We start from the raw sequence: 12,932 nt of genomic DNA, 5'->3' as shown, positions 1-12,932 counted from the left end.
AATATTGTACTGCGAAGAGTTCGCACAGGAGAAAATGTGCCAATGCATATTTGATTCGTAATAATTTTAATATTAGGAGGAAAAAAGCATGTCTAAAAAAGTATTAGTATTAGGAGAAGCACGTGAAGGTGCTCTTCGTAACGTATCATATGAAGCGATCGCTGCTGCTAAACAAATTTCTAGCGGCGGAGAAGTTGTTAGTGTTCTATTAGGAGATTCCGTGGGAGAACTGGCTAATGAGCTTGGAAAATATGGCGCTGATCGTGTAATAACTGTGGAGCATCCACATTTAAAACAATATACATCAGACGGTTATGGTCAAGCATTGCTGGCTGTGATTGAACAGGAAAATCCAGAGGCAATCGTATTTGGTCATACAGCACTTGGGAAAGATTTATCTCCTAAAATTGCAAGTAAACTACAAATTGGTTTAGTATCAGACGTAACTTCTATCGAAGGTGAAGGAGATGCGGCCGTATTTATCCGTCCAATATACTCTGGTAAAGCTTTTGAGAAAGTTAAAGTAAAAGATGGTATTGAATTTATCACTATTCGTCCAAACAATATTGCGCCTCTTGCAAAAGATGATAGTAAGTCAGCGGAAGTATCTTCTATGTCAGTAGATATAACTAATCTTCGTACTATTATTAAAGAAGTAGTTCGTAAATCTACAGAAGGTGTAGATTTATCGGAAGCGAAAGTTGTTATCGCTGGTGGTCGCGGAGTTAAGAGTGAAGAAGGATTTGCACCTTTAAAAGAACTTGCAGACGTACTAGGTGGAGCAGTTGGAGCTTCTCGTGGAGCTTGTGACGCTGATTATTGTGATTATTCATTACAAATCGGTCAAACAGGTAAAGTGGTAACTCCGGATCTTTATATTGCAGCAGGTATTTCTGGAGCGATTCAGCATTTAGCAGGGATGTCTAACTCGAAAATTATTGTAGCTATCAACAAAGATCCAGAAGCAAATATTTTCAAAGTTGCAGACTATGGTATCGTTGGAGATTTGTTCGAAGTAATTCCAATGCTTATAGAAGAGTTCAAAAAACTTAAAGTAAACGCTTAATAATAATGGAGACTGTACAAAACTACAATTTTGGGCAGTCTTCTTTTTTGTAGAATAAAGTATATGAAAATGTACCGTGTACACTGTCTTCATAAGATTTTAAAGAATGAATAATCCTGTGATTTTCGTTACATGTGGACGCTTTCCGCGGGCATTGCCTCAGCCTCCTCGCTGCGCTGCGGGGTCTTCGCCTAACGCTTTTCCCGCTGGAGTCGCCACATTTCACTACAATCAATTATAGCTTAGTACTATAATATAAATTTTGACAAAGCAATGTTAAGATTGATCCAATTTTAGAAAGCGTTAATACTGTTGTCGAATATGAATTAGAAGAAATGCTATTGTTTAAAGATAGTTGATGACAGTGAATTTTCTTTGTATAATGGTCCATTTCAACACATCGGATCTAAATATACTACGAATAATTAAGTGAGATTGCATTCAACTATCTTTTTACTAAAAGTGTACACGGTTGATTGGAGCGTAGGGGCGGCGACTCCAGTGGGAACAGTGAGACAGATGAAACAACCCATCGAACGCGTAGCGGAGGGGATAGTTCATCGCTCAACCCACGGAAAGCGTCTGCCCGGAGCGGAAATCGTCAACGGTATATCTATGTTTATGTTCTTACAGGATCGGGCGTATTGCACGGTTTTGTTATCGGTTGTTTTGTTTCAAGCTAATATGTAGATGTTGATATTTCTGTCTGTTATAATCATTACATAGTAGACAAAGGAGGAATTTTTAATATGGCAATAGTTCACGGAACAGATCAAACTTTTAATACAGAAATAGAAGAAGGTTTAGTATTAGTAGATTTTTGGGCAACATGGTGCGGACCTTGTAAAATGATAGCTCCAGTATTAGAAGAAATGGATGCTGAAATGAGCGATAAAGTTAAAATCGTAAAAGTAGATGTTGATGAAAACCAAGCGACTGCAAGTCAATTCGGTATTATGTCTATCCCAACACTAGTATTATTTAAAGATGGCCAACCTGTAGACAAGGCTGTTGGGTTCCAACCAAAAGAAGCATTAGTACAATTAGTAGAAAAAAACGCATAATTCAAAACCGGGTGCTACATAGTACCCGGTTTTTTTAAACAGGTGATAATATGAATAATGATTTGATCGAACAAAAGTGTTCCATCCTACCAGATGAGCCAGGATGTTACTTAATGAAAGACCGACAAGGAACTATTATCTATGTAGGAAAAGCAAAAATATTAAAAAATCGCGTACGCTCATATTTCAAAGGAGCTCACGACGGGAAAACGCTTCGATTAGTACAAGAAATTGTTGACTTTGAATATATCGTCACTTCATCTGAGGTGGAAGCTTTAATACTCGAGCTCCATCTTATTAAAAAACATGATCCTAAATACAATATTATGTTAAAAGATGATAAAACGTATCCATATATTAAAATTACTGCTGAAAAAGATCCGAGACTGATCATTACAAGACAAGTTAAAAAAGATAAAGGGAAATACTTTGGACCTTATCCGAATTCTCATGCGGCACATGAAACGAAAAAACTGCTGGATCGTTTATATCCACTTCGCAAATGTCAAAAAATGCCGAATAGAGTATGTCTTTACTATCATATGGGTCAGTGTCTAGCTCCATGTGTGAAAAAAATTGAAGCAAGTGCTTATGATAAAATCATTCATGAAATTACTAGTTTCCTGAATGGCGGGCATACGCAAGTGAAAAAAGAATTGGTTACGAAGATGAATTCAGCTGCAGAAGCGCTTGAATTTGAGAGAGCAAAAGAGTACCGTGATCAGATTTCACATATTGAACAAGTTATGGAAAAACAAAAAATGACGATGAATGATTTCACAAGCAGAGATATTTTTGGTTTCCATGTGGATAAAGGGTGGATGTGTGTTCAAGTATTCTTTATCAGACAAGGGAAGCTTATTGAAAGAGATGTTTCTTTATTTCCAATCTTCCGAGATCCAGAGGAGGAGTTTATAACATTTTTAGGTCAATTTTATGCGAAATCAGAACATATTAAACCAAAAGAAATTTATGTTCCTTTGAGTACGGATATTGACTTGGCTTCAAAACTGTTAGAAATGAAGATTTTCGTACCACAAAGAGGGACGAAGAAAAATCTGGTCGAATTGGCGGAAAAAAATGCTAAAATTGCACTGACGGAGAAATTTCATTTAATCGAAAGACAAGAAGAACGGACGATAGGCGCGATAGAACAGCTTGGTGATTCGATGAATATTGCACCTCCAATGCGAATTGAAGCTTTTGATAACTCTCATATTCATGGGACTGATGCGGTATCTGCAATGGTTGTTTTTATTGATGGTAGAGCCAGCAAAAAAGATTATCGTAAGTATAAAACTAAAACCGCAGCTAAGCATGATGATTACGGAGCAATGCGCGAAGTTGTACGTAGAAGATATACTCGTGTACTTAAGGAAAACTTGCCACTGCCTGATTTAATCATTATTGATGGAGGAAAAGGACAAATTGAAGCTGCACGAGAAATTATAGAGGATGAATTGGGGTTAGATATTCCAATTGCAGGTCTTGCAAAGGATGGCAAGCATCAAACTTCTCAGCTTATCTATGGAGACCCTTTGGAACTAATACCGATGAAGCGGACGAGTGAAGGTTTTTATTTGCTACAACGTATTCAAGATGAAGTCCATCGTTTTGCTATAACATTCCATAGGCAACAAAGAGGGAAGCATACTATTGCATCATCTCTCGATGGTATAGAAGGAATCGGACCTCAACGGAAAAAGTTATTATTAAAGCATTTTGGTTCCTTAAAGAAAATACAAGCTGCTAGTAAAGAAGAGTTTATGGAAGCGGGTCTTCCTAGTAAGCAAGCAGAGATCATGGTTAATCATTTTCAGAAAAATATATTGTCTTCTGAATAATCATGTGTTATGGTTGAAACAATTTAACTTGACTCAGTACAAAACGTCGCAAATACGTGGTTAAAAATTGCTGATTCAAGTTAAGCCTCTGGCGGATGTCATAGATTTTGAAGGAGTTAATGCGTAAGCACAATTCAAAGTCTGGAGGCATTTACACCGAGGCGTAATTGAATATTTCACTGTATTTTAAGTGAAGATAGAGGTGCGATTAGACATCAGTACGCAGCAGGAGGAAGGAAAGTTCCTAGAATGGCTGTGGAAAGGGTTTTTCGCCGAAACATAGATTAGCTTTTCCTATTCTATTGTTGGTTCTGCATTTAATAGATGTAGAATTGTCAGAATTTATATTCTGGAGGGCTATCTCACATGGGCAGATTTTTTGGACCGTGTATGAGACAATGCTTTTCACAATATGTGGAAAGCATTTTTTAATCCTTACAGATTAATTAGGGAGCGGATGTTCATGACTAAAATTGTAATGAAATTTGGCGGTACTTCAGTTGAATCAACTGGAAAAATTGAAAATGTTGCTACTCGAGTGAAACGTGAGAAAGATAAAGGACATGATATTGTTGTTGTAGTATCTGCAATGGGTAAAACAACGGATGAATTATCAAACCTTGCTTTTGAATTAGCAGAATCACCATCAAAACGTGAAATGGACATGCTCTTATCCAATGGGGAGCAAGTTACGATGGCTTTACTTTCTATTAGGTTAAATGCAATTGGGATAGATGCCATTTCTCTGACCGGTGCTCAAGTCGGTCTCATAACAGATGATATACATAGAAATGCAAAAATACTGAAACTGGATCCCGCTAAAATTGATAGTTTACTTGATTCAAATAAAGTGGTTATTGTAGCAGGTTTTCAGGGGATATCAGAAGAAGGAGAGATTACAACCCTTGGCAGAGGGGGATCTGATACAACTGCTGTAGCTATTGCTGCTTCTATCAAAGCAGAAATTTGCGATATTTATACGGATGTTGATGGTATTTATACATCAGATCCGCGCTATATCGAGAATGCTCGAAGGTTGGAACAACTTGAATATGACGAAATGCTAGAACTAGCTAATTTAGGTGCAGGGGTATTGCATCCACGTGCGGTTGAATTCGCTAAAAACTATAAGGTTCCATTAAGAGTTCGCCCAAGTTATAAAGATGGAGAAGGAACGATTTTGAAGGAGGAAGTAGATGTGGAAAATAATTTAGTAGTTCGTGGGGTAGCTTTTGAATCCGATATCGTTCGATTAACTATAGAATACGAGGTGCCATTTAACGGTTCTTTAGCTTCTATTTTTACTACTTTAGCTGCAAATCATATTAACGTGGATATAATTGTCCAGTCGATAGTTGATGGAGTGAAACCCGCAGTTTCTTTTTCAATTAAAAAGGAATCCTTGGCTGAAACAATTACAGTTTTAGAAACACATAAACAGGAGCTTGGTTTTACTTTCGCAGATTTTGAAGTAGGTCTTTCTAAGGTTTCTATTGTTGGTTCAGGGATGGTTTCAAACCCAGGGGTGGCTGCTCAAATGTTTGACCGATTAAGAAAAGAGAATATTCCTGTGAAAATGGTAAGTACATCTGAGATAAAAGTGTCAGTTGTCGTACCTCAGCAGCATATGATAGAAGCTGCTAATGCATTACATGACGAATTCGATCTTGCATTAACGCATCAATCAGTACAATAATTTATAGTTTAAAGTACTGTTGAAATTAAACTATCTCAAATAAAATCAAAAAAAACAGTCAAAAAGATGCTTGGTTCTTAAAGTTTAAAACCTGTTTCTACCGTTTTCAGCAGACTTTGGACAGACTTATTGCTATATTACTACCGTTTGATTTTTATCACAACGACGCGTTAGCGAGGGAGATAGCTCATCACTCCCCCGTGGAAAGCGTCCGCCTGTTTCTGCATCGCATCGCTACGCTAGCTTTGAAACATGAAAGTGCGTTGAAACGGAAATCAGTAGTATTATTCAATCTTTCAATCCATATAAACCCTGTGTTTACGGGACACTTTTATATACGCTTATTTATTGAAAAGGGTAACAGGAAAAGTCATTAGCTGACTATCCTGTTACCCTTTAGTTTTAGAATCCCATTTTATTTGTAAAGTAACTAAGCCGTTCTTTTTAACTTCTTCATCGTAGCATTCAGTTAAATAACCAGTAAGCTTCTGTTGTTGTTCAGCTAAAAAACCCGCTTCTAACCGATGACTTCTACTCTGTCCACTTCTAGGTAGATTATATGTACTTAACGTATAGAAAACTGAATCTTTTGTTGTTTTTTCTAAATGCAAAGTGCCCCATCCAGCTTCGTTGAAAAACGTGACGGCTTCTTCCATTGAATAAAGGGGGAATTTGCGAGCTAAATCCTTCCCAGCCCAATATAATATATCTTTTTCATGTTTTCCGAGAATAGAAGTAAGCACATGGTCTCTTATTAACTCATATCCAAAGGAAGTTACATGTGAATGTTCCTTTTCATTCAAGTAGCAACCCTTCTTTCCAAAATCATTATTGCCTATTTATTTTATCATAAAAAAATAGGAATGGGGACCGAATAGATTGTGATTATATAAACAAATTATTATCCAAAAAAGGTAGAGGAATCCATATGGAAATTCGGAAAGATACCTTGACGCTCTAAAATGATGAGAGTACAATGGATATGTCATAAATACGTAACATGATGATGTGAAAGTTTTGAACACAATTGTTTTTTTGCGATAGTTTTCATTCCTTTCGGTCGGAAATTTGAGGGGGTAATTGTTTTGTCGAATGAGCGCGAATTTTATTGGCGTCGACTGCATTCCTTACTAGGTATTATTCCAGTAGGTCTGTTTTTAGCGCAGCATTTAGTAGTAAACCATTTTGCTACAAGAGGCGAAGAAGCATTTAATAGTGCATCTCACTTCATGGAGAGTCTACCATTTCGATTAATGTTAGAAATCTTCGTAATTTATCTTCCATTAATGTTCCATGCATTTTACGGAATTTATATTGCATTCACTGCAAAAAATAATCCGAAAAACTTTGGTACATTAAGAAACTATTTATTTATTTTACAACGTTTTACTGGAATTTTCCTTGTAGTATTTATCGCATGGCATGTTTTTGAAACACGTTTCCAAGCTGCTATTGGAGCAAAAGAAGTTAACTTTAACATGATGGAAGAGATCTTATCTAATCCGTGGATGTTAGGTTTCTATATCGTAGGTGTAATCTCTGCTACATTCCATTTAGCTAACGGTATTTGGTCATTCCTAGTTAGCTGGGGTATTACACAATCTGCAAGATCCCAACAAATTGCAACATATGTAACATTAATTATCTTCTTAGCGTTATCTGTAGTTGGCGTACAAGCTCTTCTAGCATTCGTTTAAGAAACTGTAAAGACGTTCAACTACTATTAAATCGAGGAGTGAGAATAGCATGGCAAAAAGTAAACTGATTGTTGTCGGCGGTGGATTAGCTGGCCTAATGGCAACAATGAAAGCTGCCGAGGATGGCACGCATGTAGATCTATTTTCAATAGTACCTGTTAAACGTTCGCACTCTGTTTGTGCACAAGGCGGTATTAACGGAGCTGTAAATACAAAAGGTGAAGGAGATTCTCCAACAGTACATTTAGATGATACTATTTATGGAGGAGACTTCCTTGCAAACCAAAAACCAGTTAAGGCAATGACAGATGCTGCACCTGGAATTATTAGCTTGTTTGACCGAATGGGTGTTATGTTCAACCGTACACCTGAAGGATTATTAGATTTCCGTCGTTTTGGTGGTACAATGATGCACCGTACAGCATTTGCAGGTGCAACAACTGGCCAACAATTACTATATGCATTGGACGAGCAAGTTCGTCGTTTTGAAGTAGATGGATTAGTAACTAAATTCGAAGGATGGGAATTCCTTGGAATAATTAAAGATAACGAAGGCGTATGTCGTGGTATTAAAGCACAAAACCTTCTAACGATGGAAATTCGTGCATTCCGCGGAGATGCGGTTATTATGGCTACTGGTGGTCCTGGAATTATTTTCGGTAAAACTACTAACTCTATCATTAACACTGGTTCTGCTGCATCTATCGTGTATCAACAAGGTGCTTATTATGCAAATGGAGAATTTATTCAAATTCATCCGACAGCGATCCCTGGTGACGATAAATTACGATTAATGTCTGAATCAGCACGTGGTGAGGGTGGACGTATTTGGACATACAAAGACGGTAAACCTTGGTATTTCCTTGAAGAAAAATATCCGGCATACGGAAACTTAGTTCCACGTGATATTGCAACACGTGAAATATTCGATGTATGTGTTAACCAAAAACTTGGTATCAATGGAGAAAACATGGTTTATCTAGATCTTTCTCATAAAGATCCGCATGAACTAGACGTTAAACTTGGTGGTATTATTGAAATTTACGAGAAATTCACTGGTGATGACCCTCGTAAAGTTCCTATGAAAATTTTCCCAGCAGTTCATTATTCAATGGGTGGGCTATGGGTAGACGATGATCAAATGACGAATATTCCTGGATTATTTGCAGCTGGGGAATGTGATTTTTCACAGCATGGAGCTAACCGTTTAGGAGCAAACTCATTACTTTCTGCTGTTTTCGGCGGAAGTGTTGCAGGACCAAATGCAGTTAAGTACATGAGTCATCTTAAAACTCATGCTGTTGATATGGACGATTCTATATTTGAAGCTGAACTAAAACTGGAACAAGAGAAATGGGACAAAGTGATGTCTATGAAAGGTACGGAAAATGCGTACTTAATTCATAAAGAACTTGGTGAATGGATGACTGATAACGTAACTGTTGTTCGTTATAATGACAAACTAGAAGCAACTGATAAGAAAATCCAAGAGCTTTTAGAGCGTTATGAAAATATTAACATGGATGACACACAACAATGGTCTAACCAAGGCGCATCATTTACACGTCAGTTAAAAAATATGTTATATTTAGCACGCGTTATAACTTTAGGTGCGCTTAATCGTAATGAAAGCCGTGGAGCGCATTATAAACCAGACTTCCCAGAACGTAATGATGAAGAGTTCTTGAAAACTACTATGGCGAAGTTTGATCCAGCTACAGGGGCTCCAGTATTACATTATGAAGAAGTAGATATTTCTATTATTCCACCTCGTAAACGCGATTATTCTGCGAAAGGGGACAATTAATAATGGTAACAGCAACTGAAACAAAAAAAGTACAGTTTGAAATACTACGTCAAAATACACCTGAATCAGAACCATTTTGGGAAAAATTCGAAGTAAATTATCGACCAAATATGAACGTTATTTCTGCTTTGATGGAAATACGTCAAAACCCGGTAAATGTGGATGGCCAAGCTACAACTCCTGTAACTTGGGATATGAACTGTTTAGAGGAAGTATGTGGAGCTTGTTCAATGGTTATCAATGGTCGTCCGCGTCAATCTTGTTCGGCTTTGATCGATCAATTGACACAGCCAATCAGATTGGCACCAATGAAAACATTCCCGGTTGTACGTGATCTTCAAGTAGACCGTACACGTATGTTTGATTCTTTGAAAAAAGTAAAAGCATGGGTTCCTATCGATGGATCATATGATCTTGGTGAAGGTCCTCGTATGCCAGAACGTAAACGTCAATGGGCATATGAACTTTCTAAGTGTATGACTTGTGGTGTATGTCTTGAAGCATGTCCAAATGTAAACAGTGGTTCTAACTTTATGGGACCAGCACCACTTTCACAAGTACGTTTATTTAATGCACATCCAACAGGTTCTATGAATAAGGATGAGCGTTTAAATACAATTATGGGAGACGGTGGCCTTGCAAACTGTGGTAACGCACAAAACTGTGTTGTTGCTTGTCCAAAAGGAATTCCACTTACAACTTCTATCGCTGCATTGAATCGTGACACTACTGTTCAAATGTTCAAAGACTTCTTTGGAAGCGACCGTATGGTTGATTAATAGAAATGCGTAAGCATATTGGTATGTTGCAACAAGCTTTGAGCTGAAGCCTGACAATAAATGCTATAAGAAAATCTGTGTAGAATATTATTATTCTATGCAGATTTTTTCTTTCTCTGTTACAATAAATGAATATTCATTCATTTTAGGGGGAGTTTTAATTATGAAGGCTAAATACATAGAAGATATTGCGATATGGGAACAGGATTTCCAGTTTTATTCAGAGGTTAGTGTGCGATTTTCAGAAACGGATATGTATGGACATTTGAATAATACGGTTACATTTGCTTATTTTGAGTATGCACGAATTGAATACTTCAAGCATATTCAACTCATGAATGACTGGTTAAATCCAAAAGGAGAAAAAATTCCAGTAGTCGCTGATTTGCAATGTGATTATGTAAAACAAGTATTCTTTGATGAGAAGCTTCGCATATATGTAAAAGCAAATTCTGTTGGTTCATCCTCTGTGGATATTCATTACATGGCAAAGAACGAAAAAAGTGAAATTGTCTTTATTGGCCGTGGATCTATTGTTCAAATTAATAAGAAAACTGGTCGTGCTGCAAAATGGTCTGACGAGGAAAAAGAAGTTTTTCAAAAGAGTATTAACTAGCCGTCACCTACCATCCCTGTGCTACATACGTTAGTAGGAGAGTGGATAGGGGGCTATGGCATTGTACGACAATAATCAGCATCGTTCGATTTTGACAAATAGAGAGCGTCAAATCTTTCAGTTACTAGTAGAAGATAATTCTACGAAGGAAATTTCAGCATTGTTATCGATAAGTGAGAAAACAGTTAGGAACCATATTTCAAATACAATACAAAAATTAGGAGTTTCGGGTAGGTCACAAGCGATTGTAGAATTATTACGATTAGGTGAACTATCGCTGAATTGATATGAATCCTTGCCATTTTCCTCATAACACGTCACAATAATAGAAAGTAGGTTATTGTTTTGAGGAGTGAAGGAATAGATGGCAGAAGATATAAATAAGACAATATTAGATCAGGATCAAGTCGCTTTTTTAGAAAAAGAGCTTCGACATATATCTGGAATCATTAAACAAAAAGGGCGACAAATTTTAAGTACCTACACTATTACACCTCCACAGTTTGTAGCACTTCAATGGCTACTAGAACTTGGTGATATGACTATCGGAGATTTATCCAATAAAATGTATTTAGCTTTTAGTACAACGACGGATTTAATTGATCGTATGGAAAAAAGTGACCTTGTAAAGCGTATAAGGGATGAACAAGACCGTCGTGTTGTTCGTATACATTTGTTAGAAGAGGGCGCACGAATTATAGAAGAGGTTATCGACAAACGACAGCAATATTTAGAGGATGTACTTCAACATTTCGATCAAGTTGAAGTTGCTAATTTATCTATATTATTAGAAAAACTACATCAAGAGATGAAGAACTGAGGAATTAGACGTGAATGCCCCAATTGGTGTTATAGACTCTGGAGTAGGTGGGTTAACAGTTGCGAAAGAAATTATGCAATTACTACCGAATGAAAAAATAATTTACATTGGCGACACAGCCAGATGCCCGTACGGTCCTAGAACTAGCGAAGAGGTACGGAAATTTACCTGGCAATTGGCTAATGCTTTGGCGAAAATGAATATCAAAATGCTTGTAATTGCGTGTAATACAGCAACAGCAGTGGCACTTAACTCTTTAAGTAATAAGATGCCTTTTCCGGTTATAGGAGTAATTTTCCCGGGTGCCCGAGCGGCGATTAAAGCAACAAAAAGTAATGAAATAGTAGTGCTAGGTACAAGCGGTACTATTAAAAGTGGTGCGTATGAGAAAGCTATTGCTTCTTTAAATACGTCTAGTAAAGTAATTCCATTGGCATGCCCCACGTTCGTACCACTTGTAGAAAGCAATGAATACGAAGGCGAATTTGCTCGAAATATGGTGATGGAAAAATTAGCGCCACTTAAGAGAGAGCAATTTGATACCGTCATTTTAGGCTGTACGCATTATCCACTTTTGCAAAAGCATATTGAAGAGGCAGTTGGGAATCATGTAAAAGTACTTTCTTCCGCTGAAGAAACTGCTCATGATGTAAAAGAATATTTAAACTACCATGAACTAAATAATCCGATTAAACATAAAGAAACACCAATATTTTTTACGACCGGCTCTGTACCTATATTTAAAACAATCGTAGAGAAATGGTTGGAAATACAAAGTGCAGATGTTCGAACAATTTCATTTAAATGACCCTGTTAGCTTGAGAATCCTCGAATAGCGGGGTCTTCTTTTGCTTGCAGGGGAACATTAAAAGGAGCTACTTACCAGTTTGGTTAGCTGGCTTTTAAAAATAAAAGAAAAAGGACGAGATATAAAATGAAACAGATCATTATTGCTACTAAAAATATAGGAAAAGCCAAAGACTTTGAAGCTTTGTTTAACCCTTTAGGATATGAAGTGAAAACACTCCATGATGTCGCAGAAGAAATGGATATTGAAGAAACAGGCTCAAGCTTTGAAGAAAATGCAATACTAAAAGCTACTTCCCTAGCAAATCACTTACAAACAATGGTTATTGCAGATGATAGTGGTTTGGAGATTGATGCACTTGGTGGACGCCCAGGCATCTTTTCTGCCCGTTATGCAGGTGAAGAGAAAAATGATGATGACAATATAGATAAGGTATTAAAAGAGCTTGAAGGTATCAAAGAATCGGAAAAAACGGCAAGGTTCGTATGTGCAATTGCCGTGGCATCCCCAAACAAAGAACCTTTCACTGTTAGAGGAACGTGTGAAGGAGTAATTGGGACTGAAAGAAAAGGAACGAATGGTTTTGGATACGACCCAATATTTTATGTTCCATCTGAACAAAAAATGATGGCAGAACTAACAGCTGAGCAAAAGGGAGCTATATCCCATCGTGGCAACGCTATAAAAAAACTTTCATTGGGCCTAAAAGAAATAATTTCTGAAGGATAGGTGAGG

General features: G+C 37.2%; 13 protein-coding genes and 1 riboswitch. Of the genes, 12 read left to right on the top strand and 1 reads right to left on the bottom strand.

Translation table 11 applies throughout. The annotated features are described in order from the left end of the window. Positions 1–88 precede the first annotated feature (88 nt). From MKY29_RS13720 to MKY29_RS13705, 4 genes are all read left to right on the top strand, one after another. Positions 89–1,066, top strand: a complete 978-nt coding sequence (locus MKY29_RS13720; RefSeq protein ID WP_090564129.1) for an electron transfer flavoprotein subunit alpha/FixB family protein — start codon at positions 89–91, stop codon at positions 1,064–1,066. 749 nt (positions 1,067–1,815) lie between these two features. Beyond that, a complete protein-coding gene (gene trxA, locus MKY29_RS13715) occupies positions 1,816–2,130 on the top strand; it encodes a thioredoxin (protein ID WP_090564124.1) in 315 nt (104 codons plus the stop codon). 50 nt (positions 2,131–2,180) lie between these two features. Beyond that, positions 2,181–3,974, top strand: coding sequence for an excinuclease ABC subunit UvrC (gene uvrC, locus MKY29_RS13710; protein WP_093496019.1), 1,794 nt, complete (start codon positions 2,181–2,183; stop codon positions 3,972–3,974). A 189-nt stretch (positions 3,975–4,163) separates the two neighbouring features. Continuing rightward, a riboswitch (Lysine riboswitch) is annotated at positions 4,164–4,342 on the top strand. A 95-nt stretch (positions 4,343–4,437) separates the two neighbouring features. Next, complete coding sequence (locus tag MKY29_RS13705; RefSeq protein WP_340880087.1) at positions 4,438–5,670, top strand: aspartate kinase; 1,233 nt, start codon at positions 4,438–4,440, stop codon at positions 5,668–5,670. Between the two features lie 389 nt (positions 5,671–6,059). Here the strand turns inward: MKY29_RS13705 and MKY29_RS13700 are convergent, their stop codons facing one another. Next, on the bottom strand, positions 6,060–6,473 hold the full coding sequence (locus MKY29_RS13700) for a YslB family protein (RefSeq protein ID WP_090564119.1): 414 nt from the start codon (positions 6,471–6,473) through the stop codon (positions 6,060–6,062). Positions 6,474–6,755: 282 nt separating this feature from the next. On the opposite strand from MKY29_RS13700, the gene MKY29_RS13695 reads away from it, so the two are divergent. From MKY29_RS13695 to MKY29_RS13660, 8 genes are all read left to right on the top strand, one after another. Beyond that, positions 6,756–7,367 carry a succinate dehydrogenase cytochrome b558 subunit gene (locus tag MKY29_RS13695; RefSeq protein ID WP_090564117.1) on the top strand — a complete coding sequence of 204 codons (612 nt, stop codon included), beginning with the start codon at positions 6,756–6,758 and terminating at the stop codon, positions 7,365–7,367. 49 nt (positions 7,368–7,416) lie between these two features. Then, positions 7,417–9,174, top strand: coding sequence for a succinate dehydrogenase flavoprotein subunit (gene sdhA, locus MKY29_RS13690; RefSeq protein WP_090564115.1), 1,758 nt, complete (start codon positions 7,417–7,419; stop codon positions 9,172–9,174). Between the two features lie 2 nt (positions 9,175–9,176). Continuing rightward, positions 9,177–9,953 carry a succinate dehydrogenase iron-sulfur subunit gene (gene sdhB / locus MKY29_RS13685; RefSeq protein WP_090564113.1) on the top strand — a complete coding sequence of 259 codons (777 nt, stop codon included), beginning with the start codon at positions 9,177–9,179 and terminating at the stop codon, positions 9,951–9,953. Positions 9,954–10,116: 163 nt separating this feature from the next. Then, positions 10,117–10,569 (top strand): acyl-CoA thioesterase, encoded by a 453-nt coding sequence (locus tag MKY29_RS13680; RefSeq protein ID WP_340880086.1) that lies wholly within the window; start codon positions 10,117–10,119, stop codon positions 10,567–10,569. A gap of 61 nt (positions 10,570–10,630) precedes the next feature. Then, the gene (locus MKY29_RS13675; RefSeq protein ID WP_416235939.1) at positions 10,631–10,855 is read left to right on the top strand and encodes a helix-turn-helix domain-containing protein; all 225 of its coding nucleotides are present in this window, start codon (positions 10,631–10,633) and stop codon (positions 10,853–10,855) included. Between the two features lie 78 nt (positions 10,856–10,933). Continuing rightward, the gene (locus MKY29_RS13670) at positions 10,934–11,389 is read left to right on the top strand and encodes a MarR family winged helix-turn-helix transcriptional regulator (RefSeq protein ID WP_090564107.1); all 456 of its coding nucleotides are present in this window, start codon (positions 10,934–10,936) and stop codon (positions 11,387–11,389) included. Positions 11,390–11,399: 10 nt separating this feature from the next. After that, positions 11,400–12,197: a glutamate racemase gene (racE, locus tag MKY29_RS13665; protein WP_340880085.1), complete on the top strand. Its 798-nt coding sequence runs from the start codon at positions 11,400–11,402 to the stop codon at positions 12,195–12,197. Between the two features lie 126 nt (positions 12,198–12,323). After that, entirely contained in the window at positions 12,324–12,926 is a 603-nt protein-coding gene (locus tag MKY29_RS13660) for an XTP/dITP diphosphatase (protein ID WP_340880084.1), read from the top strand. Positions 12,927–12,932: the final 6 nt, after the last annotated feature.

This window comes from Psychrobacillus sp. FSL K6-2365 (genome assembly GCF_038003165.1).
Taxonomy (GTDB): domain Bacteria; phylum Bacillota; class Bacilli; order Bacillales_A; family Planococcaceae; genus Psychrobacillus; species Psychrobacillus psychrodurans.
This window is presented reverse-complemented; position numbering and strand designations above follow the sequence as displayed.

Excerpts from the sequence above, each read along its gene's own strand:
- MKY29_RS13660 (WP_340880084.1), top strand. The coding sequence starts at position 12,324 with ATGAAACAGATCATTATTGCTACTAAAAATATAGGAAAAGCCAAAGAC.
- MKY29_RS13705 (WP_340880087.1), top strand. The coding sequence starts at position 4,438 with ATGACTAAAATTGTAATGAAATTTGGCGGTACTTCAGTTGAATCAACT.
- MKY29_RS13680 (WP_340880086.1), top strand. The coding sequence starts at position 10,117 with ATGAAGGCTAAATACATAGAAGATATTGCGATATGGGAACAGGATTTC.
- uvrC (WP_093496019.1), top strand. The coding sequence starts at position 2,181 with ATGAATAATGATTTGATCGAACAAAAGTGTTCCATCCTACCAGATGAG.
- sdhB (WP_090564113.1), top strand. The coding sequence starts at position 9,177 with ATGGTAACAGCAACTGAAACAAAAAAAGTACAGTTTGAAATACTACGT.
- MKY29_RS13720 (WP_090564129.1), top strand. The coding sequence starts at position 89 with ATGTCTAAAAAAGTATTAGTATTAGGAGAAGCACGTGAAGGTGCTCTT.
- trxA (WP_090564124.1), top strand. The coding sequence starts at position 1,816 with ATGGCAATAGTTCACGGAACAGATCAAACTTTTAATACAGAAATAGAA.
- MKY29_RS13670 (WP_090564107.1), top strand. The coding sequence starts at position 10,934 with ATGGCAGAAGATATAAATAAGACAATATTAGATCAGGATCAAGTCGCT.
- sdhA (WP_090564115.1), top strand. The coding sequence starts at position 7,417 with ATGGCAAAAAGTAAACTGATTGTTGTCGGCGGTGGATTAGCTGGCCTA.